This is a genomic window from Thiothrix subterranea (genome assembly GCF_016772315.1).
Lineage (GTDB): Bacteria > Pseudomonadota > Gammaproteobacteria > Thiotrichales > Thiotrichaceae > Thiothrix > Thiothrix subterranea.
Genome location: NZ_CP053482.1, coordinates 3,828,027 through 3,849,690, shown reverse-complemented (window position 1 = coordinate 3,849,690; position 21,664 = coordinate 3,828,027). Strand labels below are relative to the sequence as shown.

The window sequence follows — 21,664 nt, the reverse complement described above, 5'->3', positions numbered from 1 at the left end:
TGTGTAATTAACCTCGTTCCTCAGCCGACCATTGGCTGTAGGGATATTGCGTAAGACGGACGTTGTAATAGCGTTCCAAATGTGAAACGTCTGCACCTGCCCAGTCGGGCATGGGGATTACTTCATCCGGTGCATCGAGTTCGACTTCCGCGACAATTAAGCCTGCGTTGTCACCGTGGAATTCATCTATTTCCCACAGTTTGCCGCCAAACTCGATGAAATGGCGGGTCTTTTCAATCAGTGGGCGTTCGCACAACTGATCTAACAATTCCGTCGCGTCAGGCAACGGGATTTCGTATTCGTATTCAGGGCGTTGGACGCCCAAGGTCATGCCTTTTATATTGAGCGTCGCGGTGTCATCAGCAATGCGCACCCGCACGGAGGCTCGCTTGCTGCTGCTCAAATAGCCTTGGCGGAAAGATTCCGAGCGGCTGATTAAGGCTCGCCACGCATCCGATACCAGTAAAAATTTACGTTCGATTTCGGTCGCCATTAGAACTTCACTAGCGCCGAACCCCACGTAAAGCCGCCACCGAAGGCTTCCAGCAAAATGATTTCGCCGCGTTTGATACGTCCGTCACGCACGGCAGTATCCAATGCCAATGGCACCGAGGCGGAGGACGTATTGCCGTGTGACTCGACTGTGACCACGACGTGATCCATCGACATATCCAATTTTTTCGCGGTGGCTTGAATAATGCGGATATTGGCTTGATGCGGCACTAACCAATTCACGTCAGCTTTGGTCATGCCGTTAGCTTCAAGCGTTTCATCCACAATGCGCCCTAAGGTATTGACGGCAACCTTAAAGACTTCGTTGCCGCGCATTTGCATCTGTGGGCCATCGCTGCGCAATGCGTCTTGATTGCGTGAAATACCGCCATTCACATTTAAGAGCTGGTCGTAAGCACCATCCGCATGAACGTGTGTGGAAAGGATGCCTGCCTCTTCGCTGGCTTCGATCACCACCGCACCTGCGCCATCGCCGAACAAAATGCACGTCCCGCGATCTTCCCAGTTCAGGATCTTTGACATGGCTTCTGCGCCCACGACCAAGGCGCATTTGCTGGTGCCGGTGCGCACAAACTTGTCAGCAATACTCAAGGCAAACACAAAACCAGCACACGCGGCATTCACATCAAACGCCGCTGCGCCATTGCGAATACCGAGCTTGTTTTGCAGCAAACAAGCGGTGCTCGGAAACACCAAGTCGGGGGTGGATGTGCCGACAATAATCAGGTCAACATCTTCGGGGCGCTTCCCCGCCATTTCCAAGGCACGGCGGGCAGCGTGTTCCGCCAGATCAGAGGCGCTTTCCGTTTCGACGACATGACGTTCACGGATACCAGTACGTTCAAAAATCCACTCATCGGTGGTATCGACCATTTTTTCGAGGTCTTTATTGGTCAGAATCTTTTCTGGCAAGTAACTGCCAGTACCGGTAATACGAGAATAGATCATGCTGTCTGCCTCTGTGCGAGCAAATTTTCTAACTGCTTATGAATACGCTGGGGGACTTTTTCGATAATTTCGGTGCGGGCAATGCTGATCGCATTCGCATACGCCACACTATCCGCACCGCCGTGGCTTTTAACTACAATACCCTGTAGCCCCAGCAAACTTGCACCATTATAGCTTCTAGGGTCAAATTTGTTGCGGAATGATTTCAACACGGGTAAAGAAATTAATGCAGCTATTTTAGTAAACAGGTTGGCTTTAAAACCTTGCTTGAGGTGCGCGGAAATCATCTTCGCCAAACCTTCGCTGGTTTTGAGCGCAACATTGCCCACAAAACCATCGCACACCACCACATCGACATTGCCCAAATAGATGTCGTCGCCTTCCACATAACCGATGTAATTCAACGGGCTACCTTGCAATAAGGCATTAGCAGCTTTGACTTGCTCATTACCTTTGATGGCTTCTTGCCCGATATTCAGCAAGCCGACACGGGGATTAGGGTTATTGTCGATGGCTTTGGTGAGTTCTGAACCCATGAGAGCGAACTGGTAAAGGTGTTCCGCTTCGGAATCGACGTTCGCGCCCAAGTCGAGCATGTGGGTATGCCCTTTCATCGACGGCAAAATACTGCAAATCGCGGGGCGGTCAATACCGGGTAAGGTTTTCAACACGAAACGTCCGGTTGCCATGAGTGCGCCGGTATTGCCTGCGCTCACCGCTGCGTCGGCTTCACCCGCTTTTACCAAATTAATGGCGACGCGCATGGAGGAATCTTTTTTGTTTTTCAGGGCAGTGGCTGGCGCTTCATCCATCTGCACCACTTGCGAGGCGTGGCGTATGCTGAGATTGTCTGTCAGTGTGGCTTTGTGTTGCGTCAATTCGGCAGTGATCTGAGCTTCATCGCCCACCAAGATCAAGGCAATATCCTTGTGTTGTTTCAAAGCTTCCAAAGCGGCAGGTACTACCACTGACAGCCCATGATCCCCACCCATCGCATCCAGCGCGATGCGATACCGTTCAGCCATACTATCCCCTTTCCTGAAAAAAAATCGCGGGTCAAGCCCGCGATTCTAGTCGATTGTGTCAAGAAAAAGCGCGTGGTGTTACCACTTACGCTTCGTCATCCGCAGCAACCGCCGTTTTGATGATTTGACGACCACGGTAGAAACCGTCTTTAGTCATGTGATGACGCAAGTGTGTTTCACCGGTGGTTGCATCCACTGACAAAGTAGGGTTAGAAAGTGCATCGTGTGAACGGCGCATACCGCGTTTTGAACGAGTCATTCGAGCTTGACCGACTGCCATAGTCTGTTACTCCGGTTTTTTCCAATTTTTTAACACTGCAAAGGGATTTTTCTTGGCGCTAGCCGCAACATCCTCTTGCTCATTTTCTGTAACAGGCTCATCCGACGGCAAGGCTTCAATCAACTTGCGCAACGGTTCACACTGCTCATGCTTTGCCACTAAAGGCAGAGCCAGAAGAATTTCATCTTCAACGAAATCCTGTATAAACAGCCGTTCGTCCTCGATCAACCAAGCCTCTAAGCCTTCTTGTTCGGGGCGTTCATCCGACTCAAACGTTGTCAGTGCTACTTGTACGGGCGCATCAAGGTTAATCGTCACGGGCTGCATACAACGTTGGCATTCCAACAGTAATTTGCCACGGATATGTCCCTTGATCATTGGACGACCACCAGCACTGCGGGTGAAATCCAAGGTTACGGCCATATCCTCCGTTCCATCTAAAGCAAGCGCCGCTAAACGCGGTAATTGCTGCAACGGCACAACACCGACTAAGCATCTTCCTTGCTCAATCAGTTTAAAGGGATTAACGTCTACGGGTAGTCTGTTCAACATAAGCGCGGGATTATATGAATCCAGCCTATAATGTGTAAAGAAATTTCTGTTTTTTTATTGGGATACTTTAAACGATGACGCGAACTTTGATCCTTGGCTCGACCTCCCCCTACCGCCGCGAACTGATGCAACGCCTGCATTGCCCCTTCGAGACTGCTGCACCGGATATTGATGAAATCCGTCTAGCGGGCGAAAGTGCGCGTGACATGGTGTTACGCTTATCCTTGCAAAAAGCGCAAGCGGTCGCAGCGCAATACCCTGATGCGTTGATTATTGGTTCGGATCAGTGTGCAGTTTTACACGAGCAAGTGATCGGCAAACCGGGCAATCATGAAAATGCCGTCAAGCAATTGCAAAACGCCTCTGGGCAAACGGTCGCGTTCCTGACGGGCTTGTGCTTGTATGACAGCCGTGATGGTTCGTATCAGTTGGATGTTGTGCCATTTGCGGTGGATTTCCGTGAATTGAGCGATGCGGAAATAGATGCATACTTACACAAAGACCAGCCCTATAATTGCGCAGGCAGTTTCCGTTCGGAAAGCCTAGGAATCACTTTATTTAAGCGTATGCATGGCGACGACCCCAGCGCCTTGATGGGGTTGCCGCTGATTCGTTTAAGTGAGATGTTGCGAACAGTCGGCATCAGCTTATTGAATTGATGCACCACTCTGATAATTTTGCAAGGTTTTTGCCACTTTATCCAAAATAGTGCTGCACGGTGATCCTGCCGTGCTGCCAGTTTCACGGTCGCGCATTGCCGTTAAGCGTGCCAGAAAATGCAATTGCTCAATCACCGACCCCAATTCACGCGCCGTTTTGGAAACTTTGTGCATGGCTTCCTGATACGCGCCGACTAAGCGCCCAACATTCTCATCGTTATAATCGGCTTGCAATAAGTACAACGCCACCTCTGCATCAGCCACCATGACCGCATCAAAGAAATCATACGAATTCTGGAAACATTGCCGCGCATGAGCCTGTGCCTGACGCGCCAACGCCATGTGTTTTTCACGCGCCTCTGCGTCTTGTTGCGGTGCTAATACCCCCTGCAATTGCAAGCGATTGAGCAAGGGATAAGCGTTAAACTCGCCATTAAAGGTCATGTTTTCGCCTTTTTTATACGCCTTACTGCTGCACGCCAAGGAATGCGCAACCTTCGACCAATCAGACAGTGTTGTTAGCTTTTTCTGTAACTTACTCTCACATTCGAGCAGATCAACCAATAAGTGTTTATCCGAACCAGATTTTGGCGACAATAACTGTAAAAACTGTAAAATTTCATCAATATTAGCCTGCACTTGTGCCTTACGCTTCCAAGCGCTGCCAATCAAACTGTAACGTTCTGCCTGCGACGGTGGGATTTTCGCCTCGTCATCCAACGGCTGCAAGGCGAACAGATTTTCCAAACGCTCTACTGCTTTATCAATGCGCTTTAACCAGTCGGGGTATTGACGCAAATCCTGACGCAGTGCTTTACAGCGAACCGCGTCTTGCATCTGGCTGGCATCCAGCGTCATCAATTGCGCACACAGTTTTTGGGACAAACTAGCCACATGACGCACTTCGATATTTGATAATTGCTCAAAAGCAGCGAGTGGCACTTGCCCGTTGCGGCTATCGGCCTGAATCGCTTTGCGGTAAGCCTCCAACGCTGCTTCATAACCATCACAGCCCCATTCCGCGTACACATGCCCCAACTTGTATTGCACATCAGGCTTATCCAGCCACTCACTCGGTACTGCTTTCAACAGGCAGCTAATGCGCTCTTGCAACGCTGCAAAAGACAACTTTTGACTCGTATTGGTGCAATGCTGATGACTGATGCGCAAATCTTCCAATTTGATCAGCAATTCCTGCGGGGCAACCGGCGTCCAGACTTCGCGGTGTTTGGGCGCTATTTCACTATTATCCAAAACATAAACAGGATCGCCGTAAGCTTGATACGCGCCCCACGTATTGGAATTCGGGTAATTCTGGTGAACGTGTTTGCGGGCGCGAAACACCGCAGCACCAAACGGTTGATTGCTTTCCACAAACTGGCGGAAGAATTCCGTCGAAAAACTTTTGGCGGCCTGATCATCGACTGCCCAGCCCGCCGCAATCACGCACCGCACCCCCATTTCGATCAATTCGCGCGAAACCCCGTAAGCCAAGCGATTATAACTGCTGTATGGCATCTGGCTGATTTCACCCAAATGGCAGCAATTGAGGAACACCAAATCCGGCACCACTTCCATTTGCCCCACTTCAGCCGCCGTGATCATCACCCCATCAGAGAGCACCACCCCACTGCGCTCGACCCCATCTTTCCCGACGATTCCCACCACCCCGTGCGCGGCAATCATCAAAATGCGATACGGGCGCTTGAATAGCGTGTTGAATACTTGAATCGCGGTGTGTTCCGGCGCGGCATTAGACGACGCGGGATAAAGCGTTTCCACCGCGTAATTAGCGGTACGCAATGCCTGCGCCACAGCGTGCGCCTCCTCCGTTGCCCCGCGCAAAGAAGCCAAGCTACCATCACCCGTTGGGCTACGCGGTTGATTATCCACGGGGTAATGCCGGAAAAACCCCGTCGTTGCCGGATTCCCGATCACACACGCGGTATTTTTCAGGCTGCCACGCACTGTTTTGCGGTAACGCAACGCCACCAATTGCCGCACCATCGCCATTTTCAATGCCAATGGCTCATCATCCGCTTGCAGCATTTCCCACGGCAAGTTGGCGGTGTACGCATCCAATACCAACAGCAATTGCTCGGTTTGCCGCGCTGCCGTTTTGAAATCCAAGGGAATCATTAATTGAAACAAGGTGCGACACACATCGGCATCATACGACGGCTTGGTCACTTGTTCACGGATCAATGCCTCAATCAAACCGGGCTGGCGCATGTGCTCAATCGCCTCGGCACGGGCGCGTTCGGAGAGAAACACGTATTTCAGCTTTTTCGCAATGGCGTTCGTTTCCGCTGTATCATCATCATTGGTGATCATAAGCCGCGCCCAGTAGCCGCCAGCCGAACGTTCACTCAGACGTTGCCGGGGCGCTTCTTTGTAGAACTTCAACTCACTGGCGGGAATCACCCGCGCTTCCAAACGCTCCAGATCCTTTTCTACCCGTAACGGCAATTCACGCACCGCATGAGCCGCCGTAATCGCGGTATCGAGGAAAAATTCCACAAAACGCAATTCGCCCACACACAAGCCCGGCTTGAGTTTGGTATTGCGGAATTGCTGATTCGCGGCACACACCCCGCGCACAATCGCATCAATGGATGACACAATACTAATGTGGGCGGTGGAGTTGTAACCGACCAGCAAACTGTTGAGTATCAGCGGCTTAATGGTGGCATTGCTATCCAATGCGACATCATGTTCCGCGCTGTACAACAAATATTCCAACACTCCATCCCGCACCGTTTCGGCAATCGTTTGTGCCGTGATCGTATTCCACTCACCCAAGCCTACAATAATCGCCCCATGGCGCGTCCCCCGCTTGCGGTCTTCGGGGCTACGGGCTTTCAGCACAATCGTGTTAGTGCCGCTATCGCCTGCATAAATGCCCAAACGCGAACGCTGGGTTAAAGCGCCATCCAACAAGTGTTGATCAATTTGCGCCTCCGTACCCGCAATGCCATCGGCAAGGTAATGCCCACAAATGATCGGGTGTTGGGTAAAGCGTAAATCCATCGCATACACACTCACCTGCAACGCCTGCGCAAGGTCTTGATTCAACTCACGTTGCGGTGTGGTGCGGAAAAACGCCATTTCCAGCTCTTCATTACTGGGGCGCAATACCGGACGCGGCTCGTAAGGGTAGACACTACGCATCCCGCGTGAAGTACTGGGCAATTGCTGCGTCAACGCATCCGTTTTGCCCGTCAACAGCAAGGCGGTAATGGCGTTGAAATAGCGTTTATCACACGTCAAACGCGCATGATCGACCGGCATAAACCACGTATTCGCCAAACCCGGCAATTTACCTGACGCCCACGTCACCGTCCCATCGCCTTGTTGCGTCCCCAACATTTGCCAACGCTCGGCTTCATGCAGGGTCAAACCGCACGGGGTATGCTTATCCGCCCCAAAAACATACGCAATCTGTTGCGCGTGTTTAATACCGTTATCGGTTTGATCTTGCAACGCTGCCCAAAATTTGCTGGCAAGCTGCAATGCCGCATCGGATGGCTCGGCGCATAATGCATCGCCAAACCAACGGTCTTGATTACGACCTTTGGCATCACGCCATTCGCTGGACTGAAAATAATCCAGCGGCGCATTAGCGCTATCCATCCCGACATCTTGAAAGCCGGGGCGGGGTAACAACTGCAACAACCCTGTAAAACCACCAATGATTCCCAACAACTCATTCATATCATGCCGGAAATCAAAACGCGCCAAATTACGCACCGAATCCGCTTTCCCCAGCAATGCCTCAACCACCATGTGCGAACCGTGATTAGGCGTACCCAACATCACAAAACGGCAACCCGGGCGCTTCACCATCTCGTCCCACAAGTCTGGGTTCAACGCAATCATTAAACGTGCCACCAACCCGCCCATGCTATGGGCTAACAGGCTGATTGGGCGCTGCGGCTGTTTAGCCAGTTCCTGCCGAATCTTATTGGCAAGATCAGCCGCTGCCTTGTGCAAATCATCCCGCCAGTCGTAAGCAAACGGAATTACCTGAAACGTGCTCGTCAAATGATTCGCCAAATCGCCGTAATAACGACTGAAAATCCCCTCAGGGCGCACATTCGAGTGTTTCTCATCAAGGGTAAGCAGGCTCAGCCCCCCGACAAATAAATCGGTCGGATCAAACCAAATGCGATTGCCTTCACCGGGTTTATTGTCACCGCTGGCATACACCTCCAAATGCGACCCCATCAGCCCCGGCAAATAGAACAAGACTGGGCGCGTATCCACACCCGCATCCCGTGAAAGTGGCGGTGCTTCCCAAGCCACTTCTTTGAGGAAGGCGCTATCCATCGGCAATAAATTAAAGCCCGGCAAGGTTTCCGGTTGTGGGTGCGTTAACCACAGATACAGCGCCGCACGGGTTCTATCCCGCATAAAGTAATGCACATGGCTAACATCGCCACCGCGCACAAAGCACTCATACGTCATGCCCCGCCGCGCCAAACCGCCACGCATGGATTGCGAATCCACTACCAAATCATGATCGAAATTGTCAAAAATAACCCAATCCGCGAACAAGGTAATAATGCGTTTGAGCAAAGCACCGCCTTCCGCATCCCCAGAAATCACCGCCATTTTGATATTATCGCGCCGCGACGCTTGCGCCAGTAACGCTGCCAGCGGTGAATCCGGCAACATCGCCTCCAGCCCCGGAATCAAATGCGGATCGATGCGCTTTTGCACGATTTCCAGCACCAAACGCCGCACCACCGACAAAATATTACTGCCAATAACCCCGCCGACCACCGGCACCATGCTGGCTGCCATATTGAACAGCGACAACAGGCTGGAACAAAACACATCGAGGTTTTCTGACAAAATCGACGTACCCGCCGCTGGGCAAGCGACCCGCACATAGCGCTGAATCGTGAATTGCTTTTCACCCAGCAATTGCCGTAAACGGCACAACTGCGCTTGTTCTTCTTTAGCAAGGCGTTCGCGTAATTGGCTCTCAACGGCGGTTTCGGTTTGGCGGCGGCCCTGACGATCCAGCGGCGCTTTGTGATAGTAACGCTTGATTTCAGCGTCTTTCAGATTGCCCAAACACAATAAATCCCCGACCAAGCCGCCGCGTGAATGTGTCACTACCGACAAGGTGGTATTTTTGGGTAGCAGTTCCACCAATTCCAACACGTTTTCAATCGGGCTTTGGGAAAACGTGCGGTGTTCAAAGCCGTAAACATGCTCACCGAAACACCGCGTCAGTTGCTCCCACGCCCCATCTTTCCCAGAACGCAAATCGCCAAAACTGCCAAACGTATGCGAAGCCGTCCCGTGGATAAACACCAAAATCGGCTTGCCCTGTTGCGCCGCCTCCACCAGCCCTTGGTAGGGCGAATGGCTAACACTGGGATCAACCCGATCACTGTGGCGCAAACGCTCCGTTTTCCACTGGTATAAACCCGGCTCACCCGCCAATTTGGATTCGACCACGTGCATCAAGGCTTTCGCCCCCAGCCAGGATGCTTGTGGAACCGCTAAATCACCGAGTTTCTCGCGCAGCTCTTCCCCCAAACGTTCTTCCAAGTATTCCAGTGCTTTGTCTTTTGCCGCAGCCACCAAACTATCCGGGACTAATTCCAAGACCGATAATTTTGACCAAATCCAATCCCCTAACCCCCGTGAAGCAGCAGTCGTATCACGGAGCTTGCTTAGATCCAGCAACTCAAATCCACTCGCAGGCAGCGTAGATAAGCGTTCGCGCAATTGTTCGGGTGATAAAAACAGGGTCGTGCCATCTTCGGCTTCGAGCGCTAACACCTGCTGGTTGTTGCCCAAGAAGTGTTGCTCTTTTTGGCTGGGATCGGTGGAACGTGAATGTTTGGCTGATAAATCATAGACTTTGGTGACGTGCACCACCCGATGATTGATTAATTCATCGTAGGCGCTACCGTCACCACTGCGGGATATTCCGCCTAATGCAGCGGGAAACGCTTGCGAGTGACTCAGCGGCGTATCCGTGACGGGTATAAGAATGGCTGACACTGGCGGTGATGCAGGTGTCGCTTGCACTGAATCTGGTTGGTCAGACATAAAACCCTCGCTGCTTTTTTTCGTATCTACGTCATAGGATTGTAGCCCCTAAGCGACTGAAATTCTTCCCTCAAATGGGTTAAAACCGGTGCAGTATCCGGTCTAACCCCGCGCCAGATGAAAAATGCTTCCGCTGCTTGTTCGACCAGCATCCCTAAACCGTCAAGTGCTTGTGCTGCACCTTGCGCCTTGCCCCATTCCACAAAAGCGGTGGGCTTGGCGCTGTACATCATGTCGTAGGTACAACCGCCGCTTGCCAAACACCCATCGGGTAATGGCGGCAATTCGCCCTGTAAGCTGGCAGCCGTGCCATTAATAATCAGGTCAAACTGCCCGCTGATGTCCGCAAAGCCATCGCCGGATATTTGCCCGAATTCCGCGAAATCGCACGCCAATTCCAGTGCTTTCGCGGCGGTACGGTTGGCAATAAACAAGCTGGCAGGTTGTGCTTCCAGCAACGGTTGCAAGACGCCACGCACTGCCCCGCCTGCGCCTAGCAGCAAAATACGTTTACCCTGCAAGGCAATGCCGTGGTTTTGCTGCAAGTCACGCACGATACCGATACCGTCAGTGTTATGCCCGACCATCGTGCCATCATCGCGGAATGCCAGCGTATTCACCGCTTTGGCACGGGCAGCGTAATCGCTGAGTTCGTCCGCCAATTCCCACGCTTCTTGCTTGAAAGGCACGGTGATATTGCAACCTTTGCCGCCAGCGATGAGGAATAGCATCACGTCTTGCGCGAATTCTTCCGGTTCGGCACAGATTGCGCCGTATTCGACGGCGTCGCCGGTTTGTGCGCCGAATAGGGTGTGGATGCGCGGGGATTTGCTGTGGGCGATGGGGTTGCCGAAAACGGCGTAGTTGTCAGTCATGCTTCAACCACTCCGCCACCTGCTTGGCATAATACGTCAAAATACCATCCGCCCCCGCACGCTTCATCCCCAGCAAGGCTTCCATCACGCACGCCTTTTCGTTGATCCAACCATTCATCCCCGCTGCTTTGAACATCGCGTATTCGCCGCTGACTTGGTAGACGTAGGTAGGCGCTTTGAACTCTTCTTTGATACGGCGCACGATGTCGAGGTAGGGCATTCCCGGCTTGATCATCACCATATCCGCGCCTTCTTGCAGGTCGAGCGCGACTTCCCACAAGGCTTCGTCGGAATTAGCAGGATCCATCTGGTAGCTGTATTTATTGCCGCCCTTCAAATTCGCAGCCGAACCAACCGCATCACGGAATGGGCCATAAAAGCTTGAAGCGTATTTCGCGGAGTACGCCAGAATGCGCGTGTTCAAATGCCCATGCTGTTCCAATACGTCACGAATTTCACCGATACGCCCGTCCATCATATCCGACGGTGCGACCACATCCGCGCCCGCTTCGGCGTGGGAAAGCGCCTGCTTGGTCAAAGCTGCCACGGTTTCATCGTTGAGGATATAGCCGTTTTCATCCATCAAGCCGTCCTGCCCGTGCGAGGTGAACGGGTCAAGCGCCACATCGGTAATCACACCCAATTCCGGCACAGCGGCTTTAATCGCCCGCACAGCGCGTTGCGCTAAACCATCGGGATTCCACGCCTCTTCCGCCTTATCGGTTTTCGCGGATTGCGGGGTCACAGGGAAAATCGCCATTGCCGGAATGCCCAGTTTGAACGCTGCTTCCGCTTCTTTCACCAACAGATCAATGCTAATCCGCTCCACACCGGGCATGGAGGCAATGGCTTCGCGCTGATTCTCGCCATCCATCACAAACACTGGCCAAATCAAATCATTGGCAGTCAGCACGTTTTCGCGCATTAAACGGCGGGAAAAATCATCACGGCGCATCCTGCGCATACGGGTGTAAGGGTACATTCCGGGGTAAATAGCCATTGCAAGCCCTGTCAGTGAATAAAAGATCGCTTATTTTGCCCGTTTGTCGGGGGAATGCCAACTATTGGCGGTATGCCGCCGTATCCAGCACGACACAGTTTTTTCATCCGGCATGATCACTGGAACATCCACAACCATATACGTGACTGCACATTTCAGTTTTGAACTTCCAAAAAAGTCAACATATTTTCAAGCTTATTGTTGTTGGTATTTGCTCAGTATAACCTTGCCACGAGGATCTGGGCTATTTTTAATCATATTGATTATTAGTTGCTCTTCTCCTTCAGAAAGATCACCATTTACAAGCTGACTTTCGACAAAATCCAACGTCTTACCTTCAGCATGTTGAGTAGCCCACTCACCGGCAAGTTTGAAAGTTTCACTTAATTGATATGAATCAATACCTTGTTTTCGGTAAAGAGCAAGCAATGCATCTGGCATTTGAACACCGGATGTATCTCGAAAAGATTCAGCAACCATTTGGAAAGACAAAATATCTCCCTGCTCAACAGCAGTCAGCCCAATTTGAACTAAAGACTCTGGATGTCCAATAGCAAGTATCCGCTCACGTTGCTGCATATCGGTACTATCGAAGAATTTTTGTGCCAGATCTATACCTACTTGGTGGCTATCTGTTGTTCCTAAAACTATTTTACGCAAAGTTTTGCCAACAACAGTATCAACAGCCCCCTCCCCTGCTAAACTTGATTTCACCAAATAATCTGCAAAAACACTGGCGGATTGAGGCGAATCAAAGTTAGCAAGAACAGACAAAATCACATCACTTCGCTCACTATAACCTTCTTGAACTATAATTTGGTGTAAAGTATTAACTAACATCTCCGCAATTTCTGGGTGATTCCCTTTAGATAGAGCTGTAGCAAATTTTATAATTTCATCGCTGGATAGTTGACTAGATAAAAAAACTCCTGAGAGCTTATCCAAACATATCGAACACTTACTAATAACGTTACTATCCAACATGCTCAAATCTAAATAAGATTTACTTAACAATTCATCTATTTCAACAAATAATTGCTTATTACTGGTATTTTCTTTGAGCATTTCATTAACAACAGTGTTGCCTTCACTATTAACTTCAATGATAGCGCTTTTATTTGGTTCTATTTTAAAGATTTCCACCAATGATTTTTGGTACGAAAAAATTTGCTTTCTTTCCAAAAAATCATCATAAAATAAGTAATAGGTTCCACCGATTAATCCTATAGAAAATAATACTATATTAAATAAAAATTTTTTGTTCATGAGCTTGCCCCCCTCATCACCTCTAAGTCATAATATTAGACTTAGAGGCGGAAAAATAATTAATAAAACCTAAGGAAGTTAAATAAGCCTCTGTTTAAATTACTCCTTTGACCAGGAGCATTGTAACTTCCCCAATTATATTCAGAGATATTTATCGTACCATTTGAATTAATAGATTCAACATAAGCCACATGACCAGAATCTCCAGAGTTATATACCGCTATATCTCCTGCCTGAGGATTGGAAATAATAGCGACCTTACCATTTGTTTGTGCAACATTATCATCCCATGTTTTTGCATCACTAAAATGCACACCCTCATACCAATTAGTAAAAGGAACTCCTCGCATATTTAATCGCCATGCGACATAAGATGTGCATTGACACTTATAAAAACTATAATCATCCACTGCTCCAAGCACATTTACCCCCTGAATTGTTCTGCAATAATCAGCATAACGATATTGGGAAATATCAACACCTCCACTTGTAGTAAAACTACTCACACTACTCCAGCCGCTTGCGCCACCCGTTCCATTCGCCCTAACACGCCAATAATAAGTATGTCCTGACAAAGTAAGCGATGGCTTTACATACTGATTAGTAGTAATTGGTGAGTCATTAGTAAAACAAGTTCCATCACACTGCATCGTACTTTCGTTAAAACCACTAAAACTATTATTCTGGCTAATAACAATACGATAGTTAGTTGCGTTAGATGGAGCACTCCACCTAAAAGTTATGCCTCCAGAAGTTGGCACATTATTAGTCCCGTCCGATGGTTCTTGCAGAGTAGGAGCATCAGATGGTAACGAGAAATTCACCTGTAACTGATAACCACCAACTTGAGAACTAGAGTAATGACGAACAGCAATATAATAAGTTCCAGATTCTTGTATCCATTGATTAATATGGAAATTATTTCCATAAGTACCATTTCCATCATCATTGGAAGCAATCTGGCTACCAGAAATATTATATAGAATACCAAAAGTATCTGTATTACCAGTGCTATAAATGTCAATCATTCCTGAGCGGGGTACTGAAATACGGAAGTAATCAATGTCACCACCGGACTCAATTACTCCGTTGGCACTGCTGTTCAGGCTAATACTGCTCGCGCTGCCCGTGTTGTTGCCGTGGTCGTCACCTGAACCGCTAGGTGGCTGCACAACAGGGGGCTGTACAATGCTGTCACCCACAAAGTCCACCCGCAGGGAGTAGCTTCCTGTCTGGCTGCTGCTGTAATGCCTGACCGCCACATAGTACGTTCCTGCCGCTGGAATGTTGTACTGGATACGGAAGTTGGTGCTGCCATTCGCATCATCATTACTCGCCAATGAATTGCCACTATACAAAGTTCCGTAAGTATCGGTAGAACCCGTGGTATAAGCCGTCAGTGTCCCTGCCCCACTCGTTGTCACACGGAAGTAATCAATGTCACCACCGGACTCAATTACTCCGTTGGCACTGCTGTTCAGGCTAATACTGCTCGCGCTGCCCGTGTTGTTGCCGTGGTCGTCACCTGAACCGCTAGGTGGCTGCACAACAGGGGGCTGTACAATGCTGTCACCCACAAAGTCCACCCGCAGGGAGTAGCTTCCTGTCTGGCTGCTGCTGTAATGCCTGACCGCCACATAGTACGTTCCTGCCGCTGGAATGTTGTACTGGATACGGAAGTTGGTGCTGCCATTCGCATCATCATTACTCGCCAATGAATTGCCACTATACAAAGTTCCGTAAGTATCGGTAGAACCCGTGGTATAAGCCGTCAGTGTCCCTGCCCCACTCGTTGTCACACGGAAGTAATCAATGTCACCACCGGACTCAATTACTCCGTTGGCACTGCTGTTCAGGCTAATACTGCTCGCGCTGCCCGTGTTGTTGCCGTGGTCGTCACCTGAACCGCTAGGTGGCTGCACAACAGGGGGCTGTACAATGCTGTCACCCACAAAGTCCACCCGCAGGGAGTAGCTTCCTGTCTGGCTGCTGCTGTAATGCCTGACCGCCACATAGTACGTTCCTGCCGCTGGAATGTTGTACTGGATACGGAAGTTGGTGCTGCCATTCGCATCATCATTACTCGCCAATGAATTGCCACTATACAAAGTTCCGTAAGTATCGGTAGAACCCGTGGTATAAGCCGTCAGTGTCCCTGCCCCACTCGTTGTCACACGGAAGTAATCAATGTCACCACCGGACTCAATTACTCCGTTGGCACTGCTGTTCAGGCTAATACTGCTTGCGCTGCCCGTGTTGTTGCCGTGGTCATCTGCTGCTGCTTGGGACGGCACACCAATTCCCAAGAAAAGTATAAAAATAAAAAAGAAGAACCGAACAGATAGTATTTCACCATCTTTTGCCTGCCATCTCATAACCAACCTCCAAAGATAAACGGTATCTATTAGCACATTGACAAATTCATATTAATCAAATTTCGATCAAATAGACAGCGCTTATTGGTTATATGTGTAGTACAATACACACGTTCACTCGTAAAACTTTAGAGGTTAACAACCATGGACACCGAATTTGGTTCATTTTTACGAAAAAAAACACTAAAAAATCAACTCAACATGGATAACTTATCAAAGAAAGCGGGTATCAGTCGCAAGACTTTGTACAATCTTCTTAATGGTGATGTAGGCGAGGCAAAATTCAAAACTCTAATCAAAATTGCTGAAGCACTCGGCGTTCATCCGATGGAATTATTCAGTGTCTACTTCCAATACAACGGCTCTACCTACCACGGCGGCATGGAAGGTCGCACAATAAGCTTTGCAGAAGGGGACGATATTGGCTTTATAGGTGACATCACTTACCCAGATGGTGAAATAATCGCCGTTAACACCACCTTTGAAAAAATTTGGCGCATCCAAAATACCGGAACACTCCATTGGAAAGAACGCAGTATTATATGCCTCGATAACCTGCTAAAGGTTCGTCAACAAGACGGTAACATCGTGACGCATGGCCTACGACCAGCCAACAACAGATACCTACTGCCCGACATGCCACCGCACGCTCAAATTGACATTGCCATCGACTTCACCGCGCCCAGCTACCCCTGCACAGTGATTTCCTGCTGGAAAATGGTTGACGTGGCAGGTAACTACTGCTTTCCTAACAATTCTCCACTTTCTTGCATGGTTAAGGTGATCTCGCTATGACCCCTGTTAAATAATTTTCGCTATACTTGAATCCTATTTTCTGACTGCAAGCACCTTGTATGAAAAAACTCCCCATCGGCATCAGCACCCTCAGCAGCATTCTCAACGACGGCTGCGTCTACGTGGACAAAACAGCCCTGATCCACCAACTGGTGACAACCAGTCGCTATCACTTCCTCTCCCGCCCCCGCCGCTTCGGTAAATCCCTGCTGGTTGACACCCTCAAAGAACTCTTCGAGGGCAACGAACTACTGTTCCAAGGCTTAGCCATTCACCCGTTATGGGACTGGACAAAAAAACACCCCGTCATCCACATCACCTTCAACGACGGCGTACATACCGACCGCACACAACTGGATAGCCGCATCCGCACACAGTTGCACAACAATGCCAAACGCCTACAAATCGAACTACCCGAAACGGATGACATTCCACAGCAATTTTCCCTCCTGCTTGAACGAGCCGTGGAACACCACGGGCAACCTGCGGTAGTGCTGATCGACGAATACGACAAGCCCATCCTCGACCAAATTCTGGACAGCCAACGCGCCGCCGAATTGCGTGACGGTCTAAAAAACCTCTATTCGGTACTGAAAGGACGTGACACCCTGCTGCGCTTTGTACTACTGACCGGCGTATCCAAATTTTCCCAAGTCTCACTCTTCAGCGGGTTAAACAACCTCAACGACATCACGCTGGATGCCCGTTACAGCGCCCTGTGCGGCTACACCCAAAGCGAACTGGAACACCATTTCCATGACCATCTAAAAGGCGCGGATATGGCACGAGTGAGGGCATGGTACAATGGTTACAATTGGTTAGGGGAGTCCGTTTATAACCCGTTTGACATCTTGTTATTTGTCGATAAAGGGCAACAATTTCGCAGCTACTGGTTTGAAACCGCCACCCCCAGCTTTCTGCTGACCTTGCTCAAAACCGGACATTACTACCTGCCGCAACTGGAATATCTCGAAGTCCAAGAGTCCAGCCTTGGCAGCATCGACATCGACAATATCCCCGCCGAAGTGCTGCTATTCCAGACAGGTTACCTCACCATCCACGAAACCCTGCAAATGGGCAACCAATTGGGTTTCGTCTTAGGCTACCCCAACCTTGAAGTCAAACTCAGCCTAACCACCCATTTACTGAGCTACCTCACCCCAACCAACAGTCGCGCCCCGCAAACCAGCATACAAATCTACCGCCTACTGGCAAAAGCAGACATGGACGGGCTACGGGATACGTTCAAACGCTTCTTCGCCAGCATCCCACACGATTGGTATCGCAATAACAGTATTGACCAGTACGAAGGCTATTACGCCAGCCTGTTCTACGCCCACATGGTCGCTTGTGGTGCGACCACCATTGCGGAAGATGTCACCGCCACCGGACAAATCGATCTAACCGCCATCGTGGACAACAAGTTATTCATTTTCGAGTTCAAAGCCATCGACACCGAACAAAGCAGCGGCACAGCATTGGCACAAATCAAAACCAAATACTACGCCGACAAATACCGCGACGGGCGGGAGTTATATCTGGTCGGCATCGAGTTCAGCAAACAAATCCGCAATATCGTCGGGTTTGAGTGGGAGAAAGGCTAACGCGCCCCACTATTGACCGTAAGCAGAAGCATCCACCAACAAACAAGCATCCTCCCGCACCGCCAACGCAATCGGCAAACGCACCCCGCTACGCCATTGCGCCAACGCTTCGACCTTACCCGCCCCCGTCACCAGCACCAATTGCTGCCGACACGCCTGTAACGCCGCCACACTCAAACTCACCCGCTCCGGCGGCGGCTTCGGCGCATCAAACACCGCCACCGTTAGAGAGAGAAGAGGAAGAGGGCGACCGCCGGTCGCCCCTACAGGGGATGATTTCGTAGGGGCGACCGGCGGTCGCCCTCTTCCTTTTTCTCCATCCTGCGGAAACAAACTCGCCGTATGCCCATCTTCCCCCATCCCCAACATCACCACATCAAACGGCAATTTCTCACGGATAGTCTGCGCATAAGCCACCGCCGCCGCTTCCGCCCCCAATTCCGCCGGAATCGGAAAGCGCCGCACCGTCGGCAAGCTCATCCGCGAATTACGCTCCCCATGCTCAACCGGCAAACACCGCTCATCCCCCCAAAAAATCTCCCACCTATCCCAATCCTGCAACGTATCCGCCAGCAAATCATACGCCCGCTGCGGCGTACCGCCCCCCGCTAACACCAAGCGAAACACCCCACGCTCCCGAATCGCCACCGCTGCCGCCGCTGCAATCCACTCACACGCCCGCTGCGCCACCGCCTCCGCATCTACCAACACTTGCGTATCACTCGGCAACATCACTCGCCCCCGTTACACGACAAGGTATGCCGCCAGGCTCTATCCGAATCACCAAAAATCTTTTCTGCCGCCTTCGGCCCCCAACCGCCCGCTGGGTATTGCAACGGCAACTGCTCATCATCAGCCCAACGTCGCATCACGGGGTCAACCACTGTCCACGCCGCTTTCACCTCGTCATACCGCAAAAATAGCGAACGGTCGCCCTTAATCACATCCAACAACAATTCCTCATAGGCTTCGGCCTTGCGCTCACCCGGCGTACTCACCGACGCATCCATCACAATCTGGCGGGTGCGCATTTCCAACCCCGGCACTTTCGCAGAAATTTCCATGCGCACTGCATCTTCCGGCTGAATCCCAATCAGCAACCAATTCGGATGCGGCTGATACACCCCGCTGCCCTTAAACAACTGCATCGGCGGCTGTTTAAAACGCACTGCCACCAACGAACGCCGCTCTTTCAACCGCTTGCCGGTACGCAAATAAAACGGCACATCCTTCCAACGCCAATTGTCGATGTAGAGTTTCATTGCCGCGTAAGATTCGGTATGGCTACCCGCTGCCACCCCCGTTTCCTGCAAATAGCCGGGGACAGCTTCACCCTTCACCTCGCCCGCCGCGTATTGCCCGCGAATCGCATGGGTCGCAAGCTGCTCTAAATTTACCGGGCGAATGGATTGCAACACCTTGACCTTTTCATTGCGCAAGGCTTCCGCTTCCAACGACACGGGGGGTTCCATTGCCAACAGCGCCATCACTTGCAGCAAATGGCTTTGAATCATGTCGCGCACCGCCCCGCCGCTCTTATCGTAATAGCTGGCACGCCCATCCACTCCCACCGTTTCCGCGTGGGTAATCTGAATGTGGTCAATGTGATAACGATTCCACAATGGCTCTAAAATCAGATTAGCGAAACGCAACACCAGCAAATTCTGCACCGCCTCTTTGCCCACATAATGGTCAATCCGGTAAATCTGCTCTTCCTTAAGGTGTTCACTGAGGCTGTGCTGCAAAGTACGCGCCGATTCCAAATCGTGACCAAACGGCTTTTCGATCACCATGCGTCGGAAACCTTGCGCCTCATCCAACAATTGCGCTGCCGCCAGCCCTTCCGTGACAGTGACGTACAAATCCGGGCTGACCGAGAGGTAGAAAATCACATTATTGGCGCATTCGCCATCGCTCTGAATCCACGCACCCAAGGTTTGGTAAAACGTCGCCTCGGTCAAACTCCCCGCCAAATAGTCCAAGCGCTGGATGAAGCTATCCAACACCGCATCTTCCGCCACACCTTGCTTCAGCAATTGCTGGCGCACGGCTGCCCGCCACGAATCCCGCGTGAATGGAGTACGTCCGCAACCGAGGATTTCCACATCATCCGCCAAATGCCCCATGCCATGCAGTTGGTAAAGCGCTGGCAATAACTTATGCACCGCCAGATTGCCCGTCGCGCCAAAAATAACGTAAGCGTGTGAAATCCCCGCGCAACCGCAACTCATAACTGCTCCTCCGCACCCTGTGCGCTGAGCGCAGTCGAAGCGCCCCAATGCGTATGAAAATGCAGCGCCGGATCACGGTCCACCCGCTGATAGCCATGCGCACCAAAGAAATCCCGTTGTGCCTGCAAAATATTCGCCGAACCGTCCGCACAGCGGTAGCCATCAAAAAATGCCAACGCCGACGACAACGCCGGAGCAGGCACACCCTGCATCACCGCCAACGCCACCGCTTTACGCCAACCACTGGCGGCTTGCTTGAGTTCCAGCGCGAAAAACGGATCTTGCAAGAGGTTTTGCGGCACAGGCTCACGTTCAAAACTGGCTTTAATATCACCAAGGAAACGGCTGCGAATAATGCAACCCGCCCGCCACAGCAAGGCAATATCGCCATACGGCAACTGCCAGCCGTATTGCTTCGCGGCAGTTTGCATCAGCATGAAACCTTGCGCATACGACACCAACTTCGCCGCATACAACGCGTCGTGGATGGCATCGAGATAGGCTTGCCGCTGTTCTGCCGCCACAGGTGCTGATAAGCCGCCCAAGATTTGGGAGGCAGCGACACGCTCATCCTTACGCGCCGACAACATCCGCGCATGAACCGCTTCGCCAATCAACGTCAGTGGCACGGCATGTTCGAGCGCATCTTGCGCCGTCCATAACCCCGTGCCTTTTTGCCCCGCACGGTCGAGAATTTTGGTGACGAGCGGGCTACCGCCTGCATCTTTCTGGCGCAAAATCTGGCTGGTAATGTCGATCAAATACGATTCGAGCTTGCCTTGATTCCACGCGGCGAAGGTATCCGCCATTGCGTCGCAATCCATTCCCAGCGCGTGTTGCATCAAATGGCAGGCTTCGGCAATCAGTTGCATATCGCCGTATTCGATGCCGTTGTGCACCATTTTGACGTAATGCCCCGAACCGCCTTCCCCTAGCCATTGACAGCAAGGGACACCCTCCACTTTGGCAGCAACGGCTTGAAACATATCGCGAATCGCAGGCCATGCCTCGACCGCGCCACCGGGCATGAGGGAAGGGCCATGCCGCGCCCCCTCTTCCCCGCCTGATACGCCCATGCCGACAAAACGAATGTTTTTCGCAGTCAACTCCTGCCAACGGCGCGTGGTGTCTTTGTAGTTGGAATTACCGCCGTCGATAATAATGTCGTTGGGGTTGAGCAGCGGTAGCAGTTGCTCGATCACCGCATCGACTGCAAGACCGGCTGTGACCATCAGCATAATAATGCGTGGCTGCGCCAGTTGGTTGACGAATTCGGGTAAGGTTTGCGCGGCTTGAATCGTGCGCCCCTGTGCCTGTTGCGCCATGAAGTGTTCGGTGAGGGTGTAAGTGCGGTTGTATACGCTAAGCGCATAGCCGTGATCATTCAGGTTTAGCGCAAGGTTTGACCCCATTACGCCGAGACCGATTAAACCGATGTTGCTGGGAGTGGTGTCCATACTATCCTCATT

16 protein-coding genes are annotated in these 21,664 nt (G+C 51.1%); 3 read left to right on the top strand and 13 right to left on the bottom strand.

The annotated features are described in order from the left end of the window. Positions 1-7: 7 nt before the first annotated feature. The 5 genes from HMY34_RS18975 to HMY34_RS18955 all read right to left on the bottom strand — a co-directional run bounded on the left by HMY34_RS18975 (position 8) and on the right by HMY34_RS18955 (position 3,318). A complete protein-coding gene (locus HMY34_RS18975) occupies positions 8-493 on the bottom strand; it encodes a CYTH domain-containing protein (RefSeq protein ID WP_202716972.1) in 486 nt (161 codons plus the stop codon). Further along, positions 493-1,461 carry a beta-ketoacyl-ACP synthase III gene (locus tag HMY34_RS18970; RefSeq protein ID WP_323127451.1) on the bottom strand — a complete coding sequence of 323 codons (969 nt, stop codon included), beginning with the start codon at positions 1,459-1,461 and terminating at the stop codon, positions 493-495. The genes HMY34_RS18975 and HMY34_RS18970 overlap by 1 nt, the downstream gene beginning before the upstream one ends. Continuing rightward, positions 1,458-2,486, bottom strand: a complete 1,029-nt coding sequence (gene plsX / locus HMY34_RS18965) for a phosphate acyltransferase PlsX (protein WP_202716971.1) — start codon at positions 2,484-2,486, stop codon at positions 1,458-1,460. Before plsX ends, HMY34_RS18970 begins: the two co-directional genes overlap by 4 nt. A gap of 85 nt (positions 2,487-2,571) precedes the next feature. Continuing rightward, a complete protein-coding gene (gene rpmF / locus HMY34_RS18960) occupies positions 2,572-2,766 on the bottom strand; it encodes a 50S ribosomal protein L32 (RefSeq protein ID WP_202716970.1) in 195 nt (64 codons plus the stop codon). A gap of 6 nt (positions 2,767-2,772) precedes the next feature. Further along, complete coding sequence (locus tag HMY34_RS18955) at positions 2,773-3,318, bottom strand: YceD family protein (protein ID WP_202716969.1); 546 nt, start codon at positions 3,316-3,318, stop codon at positions 2,773-2,775. Positions 3,319-3,392: 74 nt separating this feature from the next. On the opposite strand from HMY34_RS18955, the gene HMY34_RS18950 reads away from it, so the two are divergent. Then, entirely contained in the window at positions 3,393-3,977 is a 585-nt protein-coding gene (locus tag HMY34_RS18950) for a Maf family protein (protein WP_202716968.1), read from the top strand. Here HMY34_RS18950 and HMY34_RS18945 read toward each other — a convergent pair. From HMY34_RS18945 to HMY34_RS18925, 5 genes are all read right to left on the bottom strand, one after another. Continuing rightward, on the bottom strand, positions 3,966-10,049 hold the full coding sequence (locus HMY34_RS18945; protein WP_202716967.1) for a CHAT domain-containing protein: 6,084 nt from the start codon (positions 10,047-10,049) through the stop codon (positions 3,966-3,968). The two genes, HMY34_RS18950 and HMY34_RS18945, sit on opposite strands and share 12 nt — an antisense overlap. 26 nt (positions 10,050-10,075) lie before the next feature. Then, positions 10,076-10,924, bottom strand: coding sequence for a shikimate dehydrogenase (gene aroE, locus HMY34_RS18940; protein WP_202716966.1), 849 nt, complete (start codon positions 10,922-10,924; stop codon positions 10,076-10,078). Then, positions 10,917-11,924 carry a porphobilinogen synthase gene (hemB, locus tag HMY34_RS18935; RefSeq protein ID WP_202716965.1) on the bottom strand — a complete coding sequence of 336 codons (1,008 nt, stop codon included), beginning with the start codon at positions 11,922-11,924 and terminating at the stop codon, positions 10,917-10,919. Before hemB ends, aroE begins: the two co-directional genes overlap by 8 nt. A 195-nt stretch (positions 11,925-12,119) precedes the next feature. Next, positions 12,120-13,190, bottom strand: a complete 1,071-nt coding sequence (locus tag HMY34_RS18930) for a hypothetical protein (protein WP_202716964.1) — start codon at positions 13,188-13,190, stop codon at positions 12,120-12,122. 59 nt (positions 13,191-13,249) lie between these two features. Continuing rightward, a complete protein-coding gene (locus HMY34_RS18925; RefSeq protein ID WP_202716963.1) occupies positions 13,250-15,565 on the bottom strand; it encodes a CHAP domain-containing protein in 2,316 nt (771 codons plus the stop codon). A 144-nt stretch (positions 15,566-15,709) separates the two neighbouring features. Here HMY34_RS18925 and HMY34_RS18920 point away from each other — a divergent pair, with 144 nt between their 5' ends. Together HMY34_RS18920 and HMY34_RS18915 are read left to right on the top strand one after the other, a co-directional pair. Further along, positions 15,710-16,360, top strand: coding sequence for an NBR1-Ig-like domain-containing protein (locus tag HMY34_RS18920; RefSeq protein WP_202716962.1), 651 nt, complete (start codon positions 15,710-15,712; stop codon positions 16,358-16,360). Positions 16,361-16,419: 59 nt separating this feature from the next. Beyond that, on the top strand, positions 16,420-17,964 hold the full coding sequence (locus HMY34_RS18915) for a PD-(D/E)XK nuclease domain-containing ATP-binding protein (protein ID WP_202716961.1): 1,545 nt from the start codon (positions 16,420-16,422) through the stop codon (positions 17,962-17,964). A gap of 9 nt (positions 17,965-17,973) precedes the next feature. On the opposite strand, the gene pgl is transcribed toward HMY34_RS18915, so the two are convergent. Genes pgl through gnd form a run of 3 tightly spaced genes read right to left on the bottom strand, consistent with a single transcriptional unit; the run spans position 17,974 to position 21,652 of the window. Next, on the bottom strand, positions 17,974-18,696 hold the full coding sequence (gene pgl / locus HMY34_RS18910) for a 6-phosphogluconolactonase (RefSeq protein ID WP_228287924.1): 723 nt from the start codon (positions 18,694-18,696) through the stop codon (positions 17,974-17,976). After that, positions 18,696-20,195, bottom strand: coding sequence for a glucose-6-phosphate dehydrogenase (gene zwf / locus HMY34_RS18905; RefSeq protein WP_202716959.1), 1,500 nt, complete (start codon positions 20,193-20,195; stop codon positions 18,696-18,698). Before zwf ends, pgl begins: the two co-directional genes overlap by 1 nt. Further along, positions 20,192-21,652, bottom strand: a complete 1,461-nt coding sequence (gene gnd / locus HMY34_RS18900; protein ID WP_202716958.1) for a decarboxylating NADP(+)-dependent phosphogluconate dehydrogenase — start codon at positions 21,650-21,652, stop codon at positions 20,192-20,194. Before gnd ends, zwf begins: the two co-directional genes overlap by 4 nt. Between the last annotated feature and the right edge of the window lie 12 nt (positions 21,653-21,664).

What these genes read in the sequence shown, in the direction of transcription:
- HMY34_RS18970 (WP_323127451.1), bottom strand. Translation starts at nt 1,461, where the DNA reads ATGATCTATTCTCGTATTACCGGTACTGGCAGTTACTTGCCAGAAAAG.
- HMY34_RS18950 (WP_202716968.1), top strand. Translation starts at nt 3,393, where the DNA reads ATGACGCGAACTTTGATCCTTGGCTCGACCTCCCCCTACCGCCGCGAA.
- HMY34_RS18955 (WP_202716969.1), bottom strand. Translation starts at nt 3,318, where the DNA reads ATGTTGAACAGACTACCCGTAGACGTTAATCCCTTTAAACTGATTGAG.
- gnd (WP_202716958.1), bottom strand. Translation starts at nt 21,652, where the DNA reads ATGGACACCACTCCCAGCAACATCGGTTTAATCGGTCTCGGCGTAATG.
- zwf (WP_202716959.1), bottom strand. Translation starts at nt 20,195, where the DNA reads ATGAGTTGCGGTTGCGCGGGGATTTCACACGCTTACGTTATTTTTGGC.
- HMY34_RS18925 (WP_202716963.1), bottom strand. Translation starts at nt 15,565, where the DNA reads ATGAGATGGCAGGCAAAAGATGGTGAAATACTATCTGTTCGGTTCTTC.
- aroE (WP_202716966.1), bottom strand. Translation starts at nt 10,924, where the DNA reads ATGACTGACAACTACGCCGTTTTCGGCAACCCCATCGCCCACAGCAAA.
- hemB (WP_202716965.1), bottom strand. Translation starts at nt 11,924, where the DNA reads ATGGCTATTTACCCCGGAATGTACCCTTACACCCGTATGCGCAGGATG.
- HMY34_RS18915 (WP_202716961.1), top strand. Translation starts at nt 16,420, where the DNA reads ATGAAAAAACTCCCCATCGGCATCAGCACCCTCAGCAGCATTCTCAAC.
- HMY34_RS18945 (WP_202716967.1), bottom strand. Translation starts at nt 10,049, where the DNA reads ATGTCTGACCAACCAGATTCAGTGCAAGCGACACCTGCATCACCGCCA.
- HMY34_RS18975 (WP_202716972.1), bottom strand. Translation starts at nt 493, where the DNA reads ATGGCGACCGAAATCGAACGTAAATTTTTACTGGTATCGGATGCGTGG.
- plsX (WP_202716971.1), bottom strand. Translation starts at nt 2,486, where the DNA reads ATGGCTGAACGGTATCGCATCGCGCTGGATGCGATGGGTGGGGATCAT.
- rpmF (WP_202716970.1), bottom strand. Translation starts at nt 2,766, where the DNA reads ATGGCAGTCGGTCAAGCTCGAATGACTCGTTCAAAACGCGGTATGCGC.
- pgl (WP_228287924.1), bottom strand. Translation starts at nt 18,696, where the DNA reads ATGTTGCCGAGTGATACGCAAGTGTTGGTAGATGCGGAGGCGGTGGCG.
- HMY34_RS18920 (WP_202716962.1), top strand. Translation starts at nt 15,710, where the DNA reads ATGGACACCGAATTTGGTTCATTTTTACGAAAAAAAACACTAAAAAAT.
- HMY34_RS18930 (WP_202716964.1), bottom strand. Translation starts at nt 13,190, where the DNA reads ATGAACAAAAAATTTTTATTTAATATAGTATTATTTTCTATAGGATTA.